The organism is Cobetia sp. 2AS (assembly GCF_029846355.1).
In the GTDB taxonomy this organism is placed as follows: domain Bacteria; phylum Pseudomonadota; class Gammaproteobacteria; order Pseudomonadales; family Halomonadaceae; genus Cobetia; species Cobetia amphilecti.
Map to the genome: position 1 here is coordinate 61,318 of NZ_JARWKQ010000009.1, position 17,437 is coordinate 78,754.

The following is a 17,437-nucleotide window of genomic DNA, read 5'->3' on the forward strand; positions in this document are numbered from 1 at the left end:
CCTGAGTGTTGCAGGCAAAGACAAGGACAAAGGCGAAGGCGAAGACACAAGCAAAGCCAGGTGTCTTCTGACGAAAACGGCAGCCCCTTGGGCTGCCGTTTTCGTTGTGCTGATGCAGGGAAGAGCGCGCGCCTGCGTAGGCCGTTCCGGGTAGTCAGAAACTGCTTTGGCCTGCGTGCAGGCCGAGGAAATTCTGAATGATGAAGAAGTGGTCCTCGAAGAGGGTGTCGGGCTCCAGATCCGCCAGCGCGACCCAGCGTGCCTGCTCCTCGTTCTCGCCGCCGCCGCTTCTGAGCTTGGGAAGCTGCTGCTCCGGGCGCAGGGCGAAGTAGAAGGCCTCTGCCAGAGTGCGTCCGCGCCAGCTGCGATGTGGCGCGTCAAACAGACGCTGTCCGCGCAGAGAGCCACGCAGTACCGGTTCCGGCACCTTGAGGCGCACACGCTCCTTGAGTTCACGCAGACAGGCATCCAGCAGGCGCTCCTGGGGTTGCACGAAGCCGCCAGGCAGAGCGTAAAGCCCCTTGCCGGGTGCCGCGCGACGTGTGGTGAGCAGAACATGGCCGGACTGCACCACCACGGCGTTGACCGTGATGAACAGTGGTGGGTAGGGCGCATCGCTCCAGGCGGCGCGATATTGCTCCAGCAGGCGACGTTCCTCGACCAGCCCTTGCCACGCGGTCTCATCCAGGAAGCCATGCAGGTGCTGAGCCACCGGCGGTGGCAGCAGCTCCAGTCCCTCGTTGTCCAGCCAATCCTCGGCGCGGGCGCGCTCGGTGAAGATGACTTCACGAATACGGCTGGCCTCCATCCCCTCGCGCAGTGGCACCGCCACTGACTCCCATTGCGGGAAGAGGCTCAGGTAGTAGCTTGACTGGCTGTTGCTGTCACGACGATTGGCACCGATCAGCGCGATTCTCGGCATCCGGTTGGCCTGCGGACGCGCGATATCGCGTACCTTGCGCTGCACATCACGCACCCAGACATCGTCGTTGTAGAGCGCATCCAGCAACGGCACGATTTCCAGGCGCGCATTGTCGGCATCGTCAAAGCAGCTGCGGATCATGCGCGTGCGTTCAGAGAAGGTGAACGGGTTGCGCAGTGAACGTGCCTGCCAGGCAGAACCGACCAGCACGATGACCTGCCGCGCGAGGCGCAGGGCCTCTTCCATCACGGCAACATGGCCATGGTGCATGGGCTGGAAGCGACCGATGAAGACCAGGCAGTCGTACTGGGTGTCGGCGATCGCGGGAGAATCCTGAGTGCGAAGCGTTGCAGCGGGGGCAGAGGGCAACGTTGTCGTCGAAGGCATGATGAGCTCCGTGGCAGGCAGGATGGGGCGGCGTATGAGGCGCTTGCCCAGTGAGATTTTGCTAGCGTATCAGATTATGTGCATGCGCCGAACGGCTCGCCATTCACTCTCGTCTGGTAAGGGTTATTCAAAAGTTTATCCCGTTATCTTACTGAAAGAGTTTCCATAACTCAGCAACGTCTCGGTATTCGGGGCGTGGGAAGGCCGTTGCGGTAAAGGAGAGACGCCAAAGAGGAGAAGAGGGAAGGAGGAAGGGGAAAGGGGAAAGTGAACAAGCGCGAGTGCTCAAACCGAGACAACGCCCGCCAGCAATGACGCTGACGGGCGTTGTCTCGGTTTGTGGCAAGGCCGATGGCAGGCCCCAGGCGTGCCTGCCGGGCGCCGGGTCAGGACGCCTTGGCGGTCAGCACGTCGGTGATCCACTCGACGACCTTGTCGCCCTGGGCATTGACGCAGACGTCAACCAGCGGCGTCTGGGACCACTGATTGCCGAGAAATTCACGTCCTTCAGGGGCGAACAGCGTCTGACCTTCGGCTAGGCCTTCGACTTCGACATTCAGGTGGCCGCGCTCGGTGGTGAAGAGCTCCGGCTTCATCAGCCAGGCGAGGGCACAGCTGTCGTGCGGGCAGCAACCATCGATGCCACGCGCTTCCTGATAGAAGGCCTTGTAGAACTGATAACTGCCGGACAGCACTTCGCCGAGTGCGCCTTGCGCGACACGGATGCGCTCGACGTGGGCCGGAGACAGCACGCAGCGGTGCGTCGCATCGAGACCGACCATGGTCAGCGGCCAGCCGGCGGTCAGCACCTTGGCGGCGGCATGTGGGTCATTGAAGATGTTGGCTTCGGCGACCGGTGAGACGTTGCCGCCTTCACGGATGGAACCGCCCATGATGACGACCTGCTTGACCTTGCTGATGATGCTCGGGTCCAGCTGCAGTGCGGTGGCCAGATTGCCCAGCGGGCCGACGGCGACGAGGGTGATCTCGCCCGGACGCGCATTGACCTGCTCGACGATGAACTGCGGTGCGCTGATGGACAGCGCCTTGCCCTTGGGCTCCGGGATCTCCATGTTGCCCAGGCCATTGGCGCCGTGGATGTGCGCCGGCGCAGGGAACTTGTCCTTGACCAGCGGCTGGGCAGCACCCTGGGCGACCGGAATTTCCTGACCCGCCAGTTCGCCCAGCAGCAGGGCGTTGGAGGTGGCCGTCTCGATGGTGACGTTGCCGAAGGTGGTGGTCATGCCGAGGAATTCGATGTCCGGATGCGCCAGACAGATGGCAATCGCCTGGGCATCATCCACGCCCGGATCGGTATCAAAGATAATCGGTGTTTTCATGCTGACCTCGTGAAAGAAGTGACCTGCAATAGAGGGCGTTATTCCAACAGGGCGCCCATGAGATGACACGGGCACGGCACGGGCCACGTGGTGGTGCCCCGTGCAGGTAGTTCAGTTGTTCAAAGACTCAGTAGCCCAGAACGTCAGTTGCTCAGGACGTCGAGCGTCGGCCATTCGGCCAGGGCAGCGGCGACATCACTGGCCAGCGGAATGCTCGGCGCTGCACCTTCGCGGCTCACGCACAGGGCAGAGGCGGTGCTGGCACGACGCAGGCTTTCCTCGATGCTCTGGCCTTCGATCTGGCTTGCCAGGTAATAGCCGATGAAGGTGTCGCCCGCCGCGGTGGTATCCACGGCATTGACGCGGTGTGCCGGCAGCTGGATGCGCTGTTCCCCCAGCTGGTAGCAGACGCCTTCACTGCCCAGGGTCATGACCACTTCGGTGTCAGGCAGGCGTGTGTGCAGCGCGGCGAGCAGGGTGGCGACAGGCGCGCTCTCTTCCAGCTCGACCAGCTGTGCCGCTTCACCGCGATTGAGGAACAGCACCTGGCAGTGTTCCAGCGGCAGGCGCAGGACATCAGCACCCATCGGGGCGGGGTTGAAGGCGATCTTCATGCCCTTGGCATGTGCCAGCTCGATGACCTTGCCCAGTGCGTTGCACTCATTTTGCAGCAGCAGCCAATCTCCCTGCGTCACGCCGGAGAACAGCGTCGCAAGATGCTCATCGGTGAAACCGTGGTTGGCGCCCGGATGCAGAATGATGCTGTTCTCGGCGTGGTCGTCCACCTGGATGATGGCGTGGCCACTGGCGCTGGCGCTCAGCTCGACTTGCGAGGTGATGACACCGGCGCTTTCCAGCGGCTCAAGTGCCCAGCGATCACTGTTGCCAAGGCGGCCCCAGTGCGTGACGTCGCCTCCGGCGCGCGCAAGCGCGAGCGACTGGTTGGCACCCTTGCCACCCAGTACCTGACGGTAGGAGAGACTCGCCAGGGTTTCACCCGGTCGTACCAGGTGAGGTACCCGATAGACATGATCGATATTGATAGAACCGTAGTTGTAAAGCATGCAGCCTCCTTGGGGGCGAGCATCCTAGCAAAGCCTTGGCCGCCTGTCCCCAGTCGTATCACCAAGGTCTGACCTTCAGGTCATGTTTAAGCGTTGAAGCTATTAGCCTCTTGGAACGCAAGAGAAAGTGCATACTTCCTGTCATCTCGCTGGATTCAGGATAGTCGCCCATGTCGGAGTCGAAGCAACCCGCCGTCACGATCAAGAAGTGGGTCTGGCGAGCGCTCTTCACCAGTACCATGATTCCGTTGCTGTTGGTCGAGACCGCCCTGGTGGCGGTGTATTTCGTGTCCAATGACGAGATTCGTGATGCCAACCTCAATTACCTGCAATCCCAGTCGAGCAGCGAGCTCAATCTGGCGATGCTGCGGGAGGCCAAGTCACTCAGCCAGCAACTGGAGCATGTCCAGAACCTGTCGCGCGGGCTCGGTGCCCAGGCAGGCGAACTGGCCATGGGCGACACCGGTACCGGGGTAGCGGCGCGTGAGGTTGCCCGTCACGCAAGCCTGCCCAGCGGTGTCTGGGCCAGTCAGCAGACGGCTGACAATCAGGGCAGCGGCTTCTATCCCGTCTTGCCAGGTCTCGAGCAGGACATCCCCATGGCGCTGCGCATGACGGCGGTCGACCCGATCATGCGCAGTGTCGTGTCCTCGCACTCGGCCGTGGTGCAGTCCTTCGTCACGATGGCCGACTGCTATGTCCGCCTCTTCCCCTATGTCGATCTGGCCTCGCTGGTGCCAGCCGACCACGACTGTCGTGACTTCTCCTTCTTCTATCTGGCCGCACCAGAGGCAAATCCCTCGCGAAACACCATCTGGACCGACATCTACGAAGACCCGGCCGGCAATGGCTGGATGACGTCGGCCGTCAGTCCCTTCTATTCCGAGCAAGGCGAGTTTCTCGGCGTCGCCGGCGTCGACATGACCCTGGACGTGATCGTCAATCAGGTGCTGGCGATGGAGCTGCCCTGGCAAGGCTTCGCGATGCTGTTCGATGCCGAGGGGCGCTCACTCGCCGTCCCGCGCGCCGGTGAGCAGTTGCTGTCGCTGCTGCCGCTGGAGATTCCCGATGCCAATGACCTCCAGGAAGAGGATGTCATTCGGCCCGCCCAGCTGGAGCTGAAAGGTCATGACGTCTTCAAGAGACTCGCGCCCCGTATCCTCGAGCAGCGGCGTGGCCTGGAGAGCGTCAATGTGGCGGGAGCGCCCTACAAGGTGGCGTGGGAGCGCTTGCCGGGCAATGGCTGGATCATGTTGAGCATGGTCGAGGAGAGCGCCGTCTTCTTTCGTACCGCCGAGATCGGGCGCAACTTCCAGCTGGTCGGCATGGCGCTGGTCGGTGGCCTGATCCTGTTCTATTTCACCTTCTTCATTCTCATGAGCTGGCGCACGCACCACATCAGCCGCCGCCTTTCGGTGCCGCTGGCCGAGCTGCGTGAGCGTCTGCATCGCATCGGCATGGGCGCGGAAGTCGAGTCCGCGGGCGGCAGTGGCATCGTCGAGCTGGATGATGCCAACGCCACCGCCGAAGAGATGTACCAGCGCCTGCGCCAGACCCAGAAGGAATTGCAGTCCAGCGAGCGTCGCTTGCTGGATTCCCTCGAAGCCAGTGGCGATAGCCTGTGGGAAATGGACATTCCTGAGCGCATCGTCCAGATCCACCCCAATCTCTGGAAGATGCTCGGCGCTTCGGGCCACGAGCCGTTGGCGATGCGCGAAATGGACTTCGATCGCTTGATTCACCCGGAGGATCTCGAGCAGGTACATGCGCTCAGACACAAGATCATCACTACCTACGGCGAAAGCTGTGAGTGTCAGTACCGGATGCGTGCGCCGCAGGAAGAGGACCTTCAGCAGATCGAGGCGATGGGAATGAACGAGGTAGGCGTAGACGCCGGGACAGGCAAGGCTGGCGACAAGCTTCTGCAACAGCGGGGCTTGGCCGCTGACGGTGTGCTAGAGGGAGGCGCGCTAGAGGGCGACGAGAAGGAGGGTGAGGAAAGAGCGAGCGGCACCCGGTGGGTACTGTTGAGCTCACGCGGTCGTGTGGTGTCGTGGGACGCTGAAGGCAACGCCCTCAAGGCGGCGGGCATGCATATCCGCATCCGCTGACGCCAGGCCACTCATAAAAAGCCCCCGACTCGGCGCATATGCCGGTTCGGGGGCTTTTTTCGTGACGTACCGCTCACACCTGCCACTCGGCGTCAGTGGCTCTCATCGCGAGGTTGAGGCCGCGAGGCTGTGGCCGTGTCAGGCGTGTTCGCTCAGGAATGTCTCGATATTGGCCAGACTGAGATCGAGCATGTTCTGGCGCGCCTCCTGGCTGATCCAGGCATTGTGCGGCGTGACGATCAGGTTCAAAGGCGCACTCGCCGAATGGTGCTGGCTTTCCAGGGCCGAGAGCAGCGAGTGGCCTTCACGTGGCGGCTCCTCCGGCAGGCTATCCACCGCCAGGCCGCCGAGTTGTCCAGTGGCCAGTGCCTCCAGCGCTGCGTCCTCGTCGATGATGCCCCCGCGGGCGCAATTGACCAGCAGTGCACCGGGCTTCATGGCGGCGAGCGCCTGCTCATCGATCAGATGCTGCGTCTCTGGGGTCAGCGGGCAGTGCAGGCTGATGGCGTCAGCCTGGGGCAGCAGGCTTTCCAGCGCGGGGCGCTCGGCAGTGGGGGCTGTGCCCGGTCGGGCGGCAAAGGTCACGCGCATGCCGAACGCCTCGGCCAGCCTGCCCACCGCAGTGCCCAGCTCCCCTTTGCCGATGATGACCAGATGCTTGCCGGACAGCTGCACCACGGGGCGGCCCATCAGGCAGAAGGTCGCGCTGCGTTGCCACTCGCCCGCGGCGATGTCGGTCTGGTATTCCGGCAGGCGGCCTGCCAATGCCAGCAGCAGCATCCAGGTGTGCTGCGCCACCGAGTGAGTGCCGTAGGCATTGACGTTCATGACCCGAATGCCGCGTGCTTCGGCAGCCGCCATGTCGATATTGTTGGTGCCGGTCGCCATCACCGCGATCAGCTTGAGGGTCGGCAGCTCATCCATGTGGTGAGCCTCGATGCGTACCTTGTTGACCAGCACGATGGAGGCACCGCTCAGCCGTGGCACCACTTCCTCGGGCGCGGTCGCTTCATGACAGACCAGTCCTTCCAGGCGGGCCTCGAGACGCGAGAAGTCCAGCCCGTCACCGACGGAGCCGGCATCGAGCATGACGGCCTGCGGTGCGCCGGTGGACGAGGCAGTTTCACACTGAGAGGAAGCGGGCGTGGAAGGATGAGAGGGAGACTGCGCAGTACGATCGTGATCGGACATAGGTGCCTCATGATGGCGTAGGAAGATAGATAGGAAGAGAGAAAGGCTGGCCCGGAAATGACGAGTACGTAGCGTCTGGGCCGGTTTGTGCTTGGGTGTTGCCCCGCACGGGGCCGAGCACGCTATAATGTGCCCCTTTCGCTTTGACTTGAAAGCCGCTCAACTGGCCTTATTGTAGGCGTCTCTTGCTGGTGCTTGCGAAAGCTCTCATGTTGGGGCCGCAGGTGCGCTGAACGCAAGACGCGCCGCAAGGCATAACATTGTCATGGTTCACGGTGCTCAGACAGCCCCGTGACCAGTATTGTCAGGAAAGAAAACCATGCCGATCTATGAATACCACTGCAAGGCCTGTGGCCATCGGATGGACAAGTTGCAGAAGATCAGCGCTGCGCCGCTGACGGAGTGCCCGGAATGCAAGACGGACCAACTCGAGAAGCTGGTCTCCGCCGCCGGGTTCCGTCTGGCAGGCAGTGGCTGGTACGAGACGGATTTCAAGTCCGGCAGCAAGAAGAATCTGGCCGGTGGTAGCGACAGCACCGCCTGACACAGCTGGGATAGTGCGTCAGGCATCAGCATGATGAGGGTCAAGGGCGCCCGGTGGGTACCCTTGACCCTCATCGCCAACGGCAGGCCCTCTGAGACAGATGCGCATCAGCGCGTCGATCATGAATTTGAGCAACAAGGAATCAACATGCGCAGCCACTATTGCGGCAAACTGAACGAGACCCTGATCGATCAGGATGTCACTCTGTGCGGGTGGGTGCACCGCCGTCGCGACCACGGTGGCGTCATCTTCCTCGACATGCGCGACCGTGATGGCATCGCCCAGATCGTCGTCGATCCGGACACCGTCGATGCCTTCGCCACTGCCGACAAGGCGCGCAGCGAGTTCGTGCTGCGTATCAAGGGCCGTATCCGTCTGCGCCCGGAAGGCACCCAGAATCCGAACATGCCGACAGGCATGATCGAAGTGCTGGCCAAGGACGTCGAAGTGCTCAACACCGCACAGACGCCGCCGTTCCAGCTCGACGACCACAACAAGGTCGGTGAGGAAGTCCGCCTCAAGTATCGTTATGTCGACCTGCGTCGTCCCGACATGATCGAGAAGCTGCGTCTGCGCTCGCGCATCACTCACAGCGTGCGCGCCCAGCTCGAAGCCCTGGGCTTCCTCGACATCGAAACCCCGATCCTGACACGTGCCACGCCGGAAGGCGCTCGTGATTATCTGGTGCCGAGCCGCACCTACGCCGGCAGCTTCTTCGCACTGCCGCAGTCTCCGCAGCTGTTCAAGCAGCTGCTGATGGTCGCCGGTGTCGATCGTTACTACCAGATCGCCAAATGCTTCCGTGATGAAGACCTGCGTGCTGACCGTCAGCCGGAGTTCACCCAGATCGACCTCGAAGCCAGCTTCGTCGACGAGCAGGACATCATGGGCATGACCGAGACCATGATCCGTGGCCTCTACAAGGAAGTGCTCGATGTCGAGCTGGGCGACTTCCCGACCATGCCGTACTCCGAGGCCATCAGCCGCTTCGGTTCCGACAAGCCGGACCTGCGCATCCCGCTGGAACTGGTCGATGTCGATGACCTGATGAGCGGCGTGGACTTCAAGGTCTTCTCCGGTCCGGCCAAGGACGACAAGGGCCGTGTCGCCGCACTGCGTGTTCCGGGCGGTGCCAGCCTGTCACGCAAGGAAATCGACGCCTACACCAAGTTCGTCGGCATCTACGGTGCCAAGGGCCTGGCGTGGATCAAGGTCAACGAACGTGCCAAGGGCATCGAGGGTCTGCAGTCGCCGATCGTCAAGTTCATGGAAGACGTCGTGGATGAAGTGCTGGACCGCTGTGGCGCCGTCGATGGCGACATCGTGTTCTTCGGCGCTGACAAGGCCAACATCGTGGCCGAGGCCATCGGTGCGCTGCGCGTCAAGCTGGGTGAAGACCTCAACCTCTACACCCGCGAGTGGGCACCGCTGTGGGTCGTCGACTTCCCGATGTTCGAAGCCGATGCCAATGGCCGTCTGAGCGCACTGCACCACCCGTTCACCGCGCCGTCCTGCACGCCGGAAGAGCTCAAGGCCAACCCGGAAGCGGCACTGTCTCGCGCCTACGACATGGTCATCAACGGCACCGAGCTGGGTGGCGGCTCCATCCGTATCCACGATCAGGCCATGCAGCGTACTGTGTTCGAAGTGCTGGGCATCGGTGAAGAAGAAGCGGAAGAGAAGTTCGGCTTCCTGCTCGACGCCCTGAAGTTCGGCGCGCCGCCCCATGGTGGTCTGGCCTTCGGTCTCGACCGTCTGGTGATGCTGATGACCGGCGCCAAGACCATTCGTGAAGTGATTGCCTTCCCGAAAACCCAGAGCGCCGGCTGCATGATGACCGACGCCCCGGGCGTGGTCAGCGGTGAGCAGCTCAAGGAGCTGAACATCCGTCTGCGTCAGAAGGTCAAGGTCGAAGACGAAAGCGGTCAGGCCTGATTCAGCGGCGCATGACCGAGAGAGTGACTGGTGGGGCCGTCTGGACTGATTCGATCAGACAAGGGCGGTCCCGCAGTGGCAGGTTTGTCCCTTTGGCCTGGTAGGCAAAGGGGCGAGCAAGCCCGACAAGGCGGTGCGAGACTGTTTGCTGGCGTTCACGTCAGGCAATGACAGTGTCGCACCGCCTTTTTTGTGGCATGGTGGCTGGTTATATACACAGTAAGAGCGATGGCGCGATGACGACAGCAAAGACGCAAGGTGTGAGAGACGAGGCGGCAGCATGATCATTCTTGGCATCGACCCGGGCTCACGTCTGACCGGGTATGGGGTATTGGATGTCTCTGCGGCTCAGCCTCGCTATGTGGACAGTGGCTGCATTCGCATGTCACAGGTCAGCCTGGATCAGCGCCTGGCGCAGATCTATGCCGGTATCAGCGAGGTGATCGCCCTGCATCGCCCCGCGGAATTCGCCATCGAGCAGGTCTTCATGTCCAAGAACGCCGATTCGGCGCTCAAGCTGGGCCAGGCGCGCGGGGCTGCCATCGTGTGTGCGGCCAATCACGGCTTGCCGGTGTTCGAATATGGGCCGCGGCAGATCAAGCAGGCCGTGACCGGTACCGGTGCCGCCGAGAAGTCACAGGTGCAGCATATGGTCACGCATACGCTCAAGCTTTCCGCCACGCCACAGGCCGATGCCGCCGATGCGCTGGCCATTGCCCTGACGCATTGTTTCGCGCGTCGACGCCTGACGCCCGGCAATGATCAGCTGGAAGCCTTGGGGCTGGGGAATACCAGTCGACGCAAGGGAACCCGCGTGCGGCGTAGCAGCAGCTGGCGAGACTTCGAGCCCGACGCCTGACATGCCGCTGAGCGACAAATGCGGTATCGTGCTCAATTAATAGCGATTTTTCAGTCACTTGTAGAGTGTCTGCCGAGACTGGCAGCAGCCGATTGCGTGATGCGCCAAACCGCGTGGCATCAGGCTTCGTGCCATCACCCAAGGTATGACTGTCAGAAAGATGCGACAAATTCGTCGTGACACTGGGACATGCCGCCTACGCTTCATCTTTGGTAGGCTTGCCCGCATTGTAACAATCCGTGCAGAGAATCGGGTCTGCGAGCAGCACGATCCCACCGAACACGTTCTCTGCCGAGCAAGGACAGCCGCAACATGATTGGACGCCTGACCGGGACATTGCTGGAAAAACAACCGCCGCAGCTGGTGCTTGACGTACAGGGTGTCGGTTATGAACTGGAAGCTTCGATGAACACCCTGTTGGGCTTGCCGGCCGTGGGCGAACATTGCCAGCTTTACACCCACCTGGTGGTGCGCGAAGACGCGCAGTTGCTGTATGGCTTCGGCAAGGAGCCCGAGCGTCGTCTATTCCGTGAATTGATCAAGATCTCCGGTGTCGGTCCGCGACTGGCGCTGGCGATTCTGTCGGGAATGGAGCAGTCCGATTTCATTCGCTGTGTTCACGATGAAGACAGTCGGGCGCTGACACGTCTGCCGGGCGTCGGCAAGAAGACGGCGGATCGCCTGATCATCGAGATGCGTGATCGCCTCAAGCACTGGACGCTGCCGGCGGATGATGGGCTGGATGAAATGGCGCGTGCTTCGCAGCCACAACCGCCGGTCACCCATCCTCTGGCGGATGCCGAAGCCGCGCTGGTGTCTCTGGGCTACAAGCCTGTCGAGGCGGCCAAGATGCTCTCGGGGCTCGAGACCGGCGCCTCCACGGAAGCGCTCATCAAGGCGGCGCTGGCGCGCAAGATGGCCAGCTGAGGCCCCGCCAGGGCAGCAAACATGCGCCCTATAGTTTCCGTGAAGGAAACGGCGCATCGTGATTGGATTTATTGACTAGGGGTTGGCAGGTTACTGGGGTAGAAAGTGCGCGCTTGAACGCAGATGCGCTAGATCGTTGCACCGCCCTGGCAAACCTTGCCACCTGCCACTGACGCACGTTCATGGCCCATGACCCGCGTCATGTGCGTGACCTGCGTCATCAGGAGTTGAGCAAGCATCATGATGGAGTCGGACCGACTGATCTCCGCGGCGACGCATGATCCGGAAGAGCGGATCGATCGCGCCAACCGGCCACGCACGCTGAGTGACTACATCGGACAGCCCATCGTCCGCGAGCAGATGGAAATCTTCATCAGTGCCGCGCGAGGACGAGGCGATAGTCTGGATCACACCCTGGTCTTCGGCCCGCCCGGTCTCGGCAAGACGACGCTGGCGCATATCATCGCCAGCGAGATGAGTGTCGATATCAAGTCGACCTCTGGGCCGGTGCTGGAGCGGGCAGGGGACCTGGCAGCGATGCTGACCAACCTGCAGGAAGGCGATGTCCTGTTCATCGACGAGATTCACCGCCTGTCACCGGCCGTCGAGGAAGTGCTCTATCCGGCGATGGAAGATTATCAGCTCGACATCATGATCGGTGAAGGCCCCGCGGCCCGCTCGATCAAGCTTGAGCTGCCACGATTCACCCTGGTAGGCGCGACGACGCGTGCGGGGCTGCTGACTGCGCCGTTGCGCGATCGCTTCGGCATCGTCCAGCGCCTCGAGTTCTACGATATCGAGTCACTTACCGACATCGTGGCGCGCAGTGCCAGGCTTTCCGGCATGGAAGTCGAGATGGAAGGGGCGCTTGAGATTGCACGTCGCTCCCGCGGTACGCCACGTATCGCCAATCGCCTGCTGCGTCGGGTGCGTGACTTCGCCGAAGTGCGCTCGGATGGTCGCTTGACGCTGGAAGTGGCCGACAAGGCGCTCAACATGCTCAACGTCGACAGCCACGGCCTGGATCACATGGACCGTCGACTGCTGCTGGCGATGATCGAGAAGTTCGATGGCGGGCCGGTCGGGGTCGATTCATTGGCGGCGGCCATCGGGGAAGAGCGCGATACCATCGAGGATGTGCTGGAGCCCTACCTGATTCAGCAAGGCTTCATGATGCGCACGGCGCGTGGGCGACTGGTTACGCGCTCGGCCTATCTGCACTTCGGGATCACCCCGCGTGAAGAGCAGGCGCGGCTGGGACAGGAAGGAAGTGACGCGCCATGACATCTGAAGGCGCAGGAAATACGTTGAAGGGTGAAGCTGCATGTTTTCACCACACTGTGCGCGTCTACATCGAGGATACTGATGCTGGTGGCATCGTCTACTACGTGAATTATCTGCGCTTCATGGAGCGCGCTCGCAGTGAATGGTTGCGAGCAAAGGGTTTCACGCAGCAAGCCTTGCTTGAAAAAGGCATTCAGCTGGTAGTACACAGCGTAACAAATCGTTATCTTCGTCCTGCGCATCTGGATGACCTGCTGACCGTGACGGCAACGGCAGGCGCCTTGCGCGGTGCACGCTTGACGTTCACCCAGAAGGCGCTGCGCGGTGAGCAGATATTGAGCGAAGCGGAAGTCGTGATCGCTTGCGTCGATGCCACGACCTTGCGCCCCAGACGTTGGCCCGGGGAATTGCTTGCGGCTCTTGAGGTCTGAGATCACAAGGCGCAGATGAGGCCGCTGCCAGTCAGGTGCCGAGACGCCAGGCTGATGAACAGATTATTTATCGTGTCACTGATTGACGGTGGCACAGACTGAACCAAGTAAAGAGGGATTTCCGTGGAAGATTCGATGTCGATCATTTCGCTGTTCGTGAACGCCAGTCTGGTCGTTCAGGCAGTCATGTTGCTGTTGCTGGCAGCTTCCATTGCATCCTGGGTGGTGATCTTTCAGCGCGGGATGGCATTGTCCCGTGCCAAGCAGGCTTACGCGGCCTTTGAAAAGCGCTTCTGGTCCGGGGTCGACCTCAATCACCTCTATCGTGAATTGCCGACGGATGAAGAATCCACCCCGGGCGCCTCTGGCGTCTTCCGGGCCGGCTTCCGCGAGTACAGCCGTCTCAAGCCCAAGTCCAGCAATGCCGATGCGGTGATGGACGGTGTGCAACGCAGCATGCGCGTCACGCTGTCACGTGAAGAAGAGCGCCTGAACATTCACCTGCCGTTTCTGGCCACGGTCAGCTCCGTCAGCCCCTATGTCGGCCTGTTCGGTACCGTGTGGGGCATCATGGGCTCCTTCCAGGCACTGGGTACGGCTCAGCAGGCAACTCTGACCACCGTCGCCCCCTGGATTGCCGAAGCACTGGTCGCGACCGCCATGGGCCTGTTCGCGGCAATTCCGGCCGTCATCTTCTACAACCGTCTGGCCAGTCGTGCTGATCAGCTGCTGGGTCGCTATGAAGACTTCGCCGAAGAACTTCACTCCATTCTGCATCGTAATCTGCACGGTCGTGGCAGCAACGACGCTTGAAGGGAGGCGAGTCAATGAAAGGACCGTATAGCAGAGGCCACAAGCGCAAGCTGTCCTCCGAGATCAATGTGGTGCCCTTCATCGACGTCATGTTGGTGTTGCTGGTCATCTTCATGATCACCGCGCCGATGATGACGCAGGGGGTTCAGGTCGAATTGCCCAAGGTCACCTCCAAGCCGATCGACAATCCCGATGATGTGACGCCATTGATCGTCTCGCTGGACGACAGCGGCAATTACTACATCGACCTGGGGTCGGATGAAGACAAGCGCACGCCGGTGGCACTGGATGAACTGGGCAGCAAGGTCGCGTCCATCGTGGCCGAGAAGCCCAAGACGCCCGTGCTGGTCAAGGGTGCCAAGACAGCGCCCTACGGCGATGTCATGGGGCTGATGAGCACGTTGCAGGGTGCCGGTGTCCCCAATGTCGGGCTGATTTCAGAACCACCGACCGAGGGCTGATGGATGAGTCAGCCAGAGATAGAACAGCGGGTCGGGTTGGGATTGCCTGTGGTGCTGGCCGTTGGCCTGCACCTGGGTATCCTGATTCTGACTCTGGTGAGTTGGCCAGAATCCGAACCGGAGAAGACCAACACCACCATCGTCAACGCGACACTGGTCAGTACCGAGACCACGACCAATCAGGCCCAGCAGGCGAAGTCCAGCAAGGCGCGTGATGCGGCCGAAGAATCCGATCAGCGCCAGAGCGCCAAGGAAGAGGCGGCCAGAGAAGCAGAGCGTGCAGCGGAACAGCAGCGCAGCGCCGCCGAGGAAAAGGCGGCTGCCCAGAAGGCACAACAGCAAAAGGCGGCTGAGCAGGCCAAGGCGGCGGAACAGTTGAAGGCTGAGCAGGCGGCGGCCGAAAAGGCCAAGGCAGAAGCGGCCAGGCGTGCAGAGGAAGCCAAGGCGATTGCCCTTGATCGCAAGAAAGCCGAAGCGGAAAAGCAGGCCAAGGCCGATGCCTTGAAGAAGGCGGAAGCCGAGAAGGCTGCCAAGGCCAAGGCGGAAGCCGAAAAGGCCGCCAAGGAAAAAGCCGCAGAAGAAGCGCGAAAGAAAGCCGAAGCGGAGAAGGCGGCCAAGGCCAAGGCAGACGCTGAAGCCAAGAAGGCGGAAGCCGAAAAGGCAGCCAAGGCCAAGGCAGCAGCGGAGAAGGCCGAGAAGGAAAAGGCGGCCAAGGCGGCAGCCGACAAGGCCGCCAAGGAGAAGGCAGCCAAGGCCAAGGCGGCGGAAGAAGCGCGCAAGAAGGCAGCCGCTGAAGCCGCACGTCAGAAGGCTCTTGCCGAGAAAGCGGCGCAGGCCTCTGCCGGTTCGCTGGATAGCCTGATAGATAATGAAAGCGACGCCATCAGCGGCGCCAAACAGGCCGCTCAGGCTGCCAACAGCTTCGAGAACCTGCTCAAGAAGTATGTCGGACAGAATTGGAATCGGCCCTCGGGCTCTGTTCCCGGTATGACAGTCACGCTGAGAGTGTCATTGTTGCCGACAGGCGAATTGGTAACGGCAGCGGTCAGCAAGAGCAGTGGTAACGCCGCCTTTGATCGCTCCGCGATTCAGGCGATCCAGAAAGCCGCGCCGTTTACCGAGATGCAGGACCTGCCGGCTGGTGCCAAGAGCCAGTTCCGAAACTTCAACCTGTACTTCAATCCAGAGGACCTGGGCCGATGAGACGATTGACCGCATGGATGATGGCAGCCGCCTTGCTGGCAGTGACCAGCATGGCAAGAGCTGACCTGACCATCGAGATCACCAAGGGCAATGACAGCGCCACACCTATCGCTGTCGTGCCGTTCGAGAATCTGACCGGGGGAAGTCTGCCGCAGGACCTCGCACGCATCATCTCCGATGACCTGGCGCGCAGTGGCCAGTTCGACCCGATCAAGCGCGACAATCTGATCGCGTTGCCGGGCACGACGCAGGACGTCTTCGTCAATGACTGGAAGCGTCTGGGGGCCAGTTACCTCGTGGTGGGTCAGGTAAAGACGGCCAGCAATGGCGGTTATAGCATCCAGTATGAGCTGATGGATGTGCTGGGCAACAAGCGCATGCTTGGCGAAGTCATCACCGGAAGCAATGGTGAGCTGCGCGCGCGTGGCCATTATATGAGCGATGAAATATTTGAGGAAATCACTGGAATTCGCGGTGCTTTCTCGACAAAAATCGCATACATTACCGCCAATGGTGTTGGCGACAATATTCGTTTTGCCCTGTACGTGGCGGATTCAGATGGCCACAATAGTCAGGAGATTCTGGCCTCCGATGAACCGATCATGTCACCGGCATGGTCGCCGGATGGCAAGAAGCTGGCCTATGTCAGTTTTGAAGCCGAACGTCCCGCTATCTATGTGCAGGAATTGGGCAGTGGTCGTCGTGCAAAACTGACAGGTTTCCGAGGCATCAATGGTGCCCCGGCCTGGTCGCCGGACGGACGTAAACTGGCAATGGCATTGTCAAAGGATGGCCAGCCGGAAATCTATGTGATGGATATTGCCAGCCGTCAGTTCCAGCGTCTGACCAACAATCCTGCGATCGATACCGAGCCGGATTGGTTGCCGGATGGCAGCGGTATGGTGTTCACCTCTGATCGTGCTGGCTCCCCACAGATCTATCGTCTTGATCTGTCCGGCGGCACGGAACGTGTGACATATACCGGCAATTACAACTCCCGCGGGCGCATCTCACCCGATGGAGAGAACCTGTTCATGATCAACCGCGCAGGCAACGGTTATCAGGTTGCCAAGCAAGATCTGAAGAGCGGTCGGGTTACCTCCCTGACCGATACTCAGTGGGATGAATCACCAAGTGTTGCGCCGAATGGCACTATGGTGATATATGCCACTCAGCAAGGAACCCGCGGGGTCCTGGGCCAGGTGTCGGCAGACGGAAGGGCACAATTCTCCCTGCCGTCTGCACAAGGCGACGTGCGTGAACCTGCGTGGTCGCCGTTCCTGAACTAAACCACTAGAATGCAACTGAGCCACCAAGAAAGGCTTGGCATTCGTACCCATTAGAGCAAGGAGTTTCACAATGCAGTTCACCCCGTATGCAAAAGGTCTGTTGGTTGCCCTGTCCCTGAGCGTCATGGCAGGTTGTTCCAGCAGCGGCGGCGCTCAGGACGGCGACATGGATTCAGCCAACAGCGGTGCGAACACTGCCGGCATGAACACTGGTGCCAACAGCAACGCCAACCAGATGAGCAACGCCACCATGCCTGACGTGCGTACCATCTACTTCGCCTTCAACAAGGACACCATCCGTCCTGAGTTCGAAAGCGTCCTGATGGGTCACGCTCAGTACCTGAAAGCCAATACCAGCGCCAATGTCGTTCTGGAAGGCCACGCTGATGAGCGCGGTACTCGTGAATACAACCTGGGTCTGGGCGAGCGTCGTGCCAAGTCTGTCGCACGCTTCCTGACTGTCCAGGGCGTGTCTCCGTCACAGATCGAGATCGTCTCCTACGGTGAAGAGCGTCCGGCAGTCCAGGGCCACGGCGAGTCTTCCTACGCCAAGAACCGTCGTGTGGTCTTCGACTACTAAGCACGGTTCATCTCCGCGATTCCCTGAAGAGGCGCGGAGACGCTAGAAACTTGTGTTGAGCTGGCCCGGGCAAGAGGCGTGTCCTTGAACCCCGGG

General features: G+C 61.1%; 16 protein-coding genes. 12 read left to right on the forward strand and 4 right to left on the reverse strand.

Features of this window, described 5'->3' with window-relative positions; genetic code table 11:
* Window positions 1-154: 154 nt before the first annotated feature.
* From QD356_RS17180 to QD356_RS17190, 3 genes are all read right to left on the reverse strand, one after another.
* The gene (locus QD356_RS17180) at window positions 155-1,309 is read right to left on the reverse strand and encodes a bifunctional nicotinamide-nucleotide adenylyltransferase/Nudix hydroxylase (RefSeq protein ID WP_107334817.1); all 1,155 of its coding nucleotides are present in this window, start codon (window positions 1,307-1,309) and stop codon (window positions 155-157) included.
* A 386-nt stretch (window positions 1,310-1,695) separates the two neighbouring features.
* Window positions 1,696-2,649 (reverse strand): nucleoside hydrolase, encoded by a 954-nt coding sequence (locus QD356_RS17185; protein WP_131432025.1) that lies wholly within the window; start codon window positions 2,647-2,649, stop codon window positions 1,696-1,698.
* 143 nt (window positions 2,650-2,792) lie between these two features.
* The gene (locus QD356_RS17190; protein ID WP_054556692.1) at window positions 2,793-3,713 is read right to left on the reverse strand and encodes a ribokinase; all 921 of its coding nucleotides are present in this window, start codon (window positions 3,711-3,713) and stop codon (window positions 2,793-2,795) included.
* 170 nt (window positions 3,714-3,883) lie between these two features.
* On the opposite strand from QD356_RS17190, the gene QD356_RS17195 reads away from it, so the two are divergent.
* Window positions 3,884-5,824, forward strand: coding sequence for a hypothetical protein (locus QD356_RS17195; protein ID WP_192838772.1), 1,941 nt, complete (start codon window positions 3,884-3,886; stop codon window positions 5,822-5,824).
* A 138-nt stretch (window positions 5,825-5,962) separates the two neighbouring features.
* Here QD356_RS17195 and QD356_RS17200 read toward each other — a convergent pair whose 3' ends face one another.
* Complete coding sequence (locus tag QD356_RS17200; RefSeq protein WP_192838773.1) at window positions 5,963-7,015, reverse strand: D-2-hydroxyacid dehydrogenase; 1,053 nt, start codon at window positions 7,013-7,015, stop codon at window positions 5,963-5,965.
* 319 nt (window positions 7,016-7,334) lie between these two features.
* Here QD356_RS17200 and QD356_RS17205 point away from each other — a divergent pair, with 319 nt between their 5' ends.
* The 11 genes from QD356_RS17205 to pal all read left to right on the forward strand — a co-directional run bounded on the left by QD356_RS17205 (window position 7,335) and on the right by pal (window position 17,341).
* Complete coding sequence (locus QD356_RS17205; protein WP_043333602.1) at window positions 7,335-7,559, forward strand: zinc ribbon domain-containing protein; 225 nt, start codon at window positions 7,335-7,337, stop codon at window positions 7,557-7,559.
* Window positions 7,560-7,706: 147 nt separating this feature from the next.
* A complete protein-coding gene (gene aspS, locus QD356_RS17210; RefSeq protein ID WP_043333603.1) occupies window positions 7,707-9,494 on the forward strand; it encodes an aspartate--tRNA ligase in 1,788 nt (595 codons plus the stop codon).
* Between the two features lie 280 nt (window positions 9,495-9,774).
* Complete coding sequence (ruvC, locus tag QD356_RS17215) at window positions 9,775-10,353, forward strand: crossover junction endodeoxyribonuclease RuvC (protein WP_043333606.1); 579 nt, start codon at window positions 9,775-9,777, stop codon at window positions 10,351-10,353.
* 312 nt (window positions 10,354-10,665) lie between these two features.
* A complete protein-coding gene (ruvA, locus tag QD356_RS17220; RefSeq protein ID WP_043333607.1) occupies window positions 10,666-11,280 on the forward strand; it encodes a Holliday junction branch migration protein RuvA in 615 nt (204 codons plus the stop codon).
* A 240-nt stretch (window positions 11,281-11,520) separates the two neighbouring features.
* Window positions 11,521-12,564, forward strand: coding sequence for a Holliday junction branch migration DNA helicase RuvB (gene ruvB / locus QD356_RS17225; protein WP_192838774.1), 1,044 nt, complete (start codon window positions 11,521-11,523; stop codon window positions 12,562-12,564).
* Window positions 12,561-12,995, forward strand: coding sequence for a tol-pal system-associated acyl-CoA thioesterase (ybgC, locus tag QD356_RS17230; protein WP_131432032.1), 435 nt, complete (start codon window positions 12,561-12,563; stop codon window positions 12,993-12,995). The genes ruvB and ybgC overlap by 4 nt, the downstream gene beginning before the upstream one ends.
* 135 nt (window positions 12,996-13,130) lie before the next feature.
* Window positions 13,131-13,808 carry a protein TolQ gene (gene tolQ, locus QD356_RS17235; protein ID WP_054556734.1) on the forward strand — a complete coding sequence of 226 codons (678 nt, stop codon included), beginning with the start codon at window positions 13,131-13,133 and terminating at the stop codon, window positions 13,806-13,808.
* 14 nt (window positions 13,809-13,822) lie between these two features.
* A complete protein-coding gene (gene tolR / locus QD356_RS17240) occupies window positions 13,823-14,269 on the forward strand; it encodes a protein TolR (protein ID WP_054556687.1) in 447 nt (148 codons plus the stop codon).
* Window positions 14,270-14,272: 3 nt separating this feature from the next.
* Window positions 14,273-15,472: a cell envelope integrity protein TolA gene (gene tolA / locus QD356_RS17245; RefSeq protein ID WP_192838775.1), complete on the forward strand. Its 1,200-nt coding sequence runs from the start codon at window positions 14,273-14,275 to the stop codon at window positions 15,470-15,472.
* The gene (tolB, locus tag QD356_RS17250) at window positions 15,469-16,761 is read left to right on the forward strand and encodes a Tol-Pal system beta propeller repeat protein TolB (protein ID WP_054556685.1); all 1,293 of its coding nucleotides are present in this window, start codon (window positions 15,469-15,471) and stop codon (window positions 16,759-16,761) included. Before tolA ends, tolB begins: the two co-directional genes overlap by 4 nt.
* Before the next feature lie 70 nt (window positions 16,762-16,831).
* Window positions 16,832-17,341: a peptidoglycan-associated lipoprotein Pal gene (gene pal / locus QD356_RS17255; RefSeq protein WP_054556684.1), complete on the forward strand. Its 510-nt coding sequence runs from the start codon at window positions 16,832-16,834 to the stop codon at window positions 17,339-17,341.
* Window positions 17,342-17,437 lie beyond the last annotated feature (96 nt).

Bases quoted from the DNA above. Each gene is read 5' to 3' on its own strand.
- QD356_RS17180 (WP_107334817.1), bottom strand. From the start codon at position 1,309: ATGCCTTCGACGACAACGTTGCCCTCTGCCCCCGCTGCAACGCTTCGC.
- QD356_RS17185 (WP_131432025.1), bottom strand. From the start codon at position 2,649: ATGAAAACACCGATTATCTTTGATACCGATCCGGGCGTGGATGATGCC.
- QD356_RS17190 (WP_054556692.1), bottom strand. From the start codon at position 3,713: ATGCTTTACAACTACGGTTCTATCAATATCGATCATGTCTATCGGGTA.
- QD356_RS17195 (WP_192838772.1), top strand. From the start codon at position 3,884: ATGTCGGAGTCGAAGCAACCCGCCGTCACGATCAAGAAGTGGGTCTGG.
- QD356_RS17200 (WP_192838773.1), bottom strand. From the start codon at position 7,015: ATGTCCGATCACGATCGTACTGCGCAGTCTCCCTCTCATCCTTCCACG.
- QD356_RS17205 (WP_043333602.1), top strand. From the start codon at position 7,335: ATGCCGATCTATGAATACCACTGCAAGGCCTGTGGCCATCGGATGGAC.
- aspS (WP_043333603.1), top strand. From the start codon at position 7,707: ATGCGCAGCCACTATTGCGGCAAACTGAACGAGACCCTGATCGATCAG.
- ruvC (WP_043333606.1), top strand. From the start codon at position 9,775: ATGATCATTCTTGGCATCGACCCGGGCTCACGTCTGACCGGGTATGGG.
- ruvA (WP_043333607.1), top strand. From the start codon at position 10,666: ATGATTGGACGCCTGACCGGGACATTGCTGGAAAAACAACCGCCGCAG.
- ruvB (WP_192838774.1), top strand. From the start codon at position 11,521: ATGATGGAGTCGGACCGACTGATCTCCGCGGCGACGCATGATCCGGAA.
- ybgC (WP_131432032.1), top strand. From the start codon at position 12,561: ATGACATCTGAAGGCGCAGGAAATACGTTGAAGGGTGAAGCTGCATGT.
- tolQ (WP_054556734.1), top strand. From the start codon at position 13,131: ATGTCGATCATTTCGCTGTTCGTGAACGCCAGTCTGGTCGTTCAGGCA.
- tolR (WP_054556687.1), top strand. From the start codon at position 13,823: ATGAAAGGACCGTATAGCAGAGGCCACAAGCGCAAGCTGTCCTCCGAG.
- tolA (WP_192838775.1), top strand. From the start codon at position 14,273: ATGAGTCAGCCAGAGATAGAACAGCGGGTCGGGTTGGGATTGCCTGTG.
- tolB (WP_054556685.1), top strand. From the start codon at position 15,469: ATGAGACGATTGACCGCATGGATGATGGCAGCCGCCTTGCTGGCAGTG.
- pal (WP_054556684.1), top strand. From the start codon at position 16,832: ATGCAGTTCACCCCGTATGCAAAAGGTCTGTTGGTTGCCCTGTCCCTG.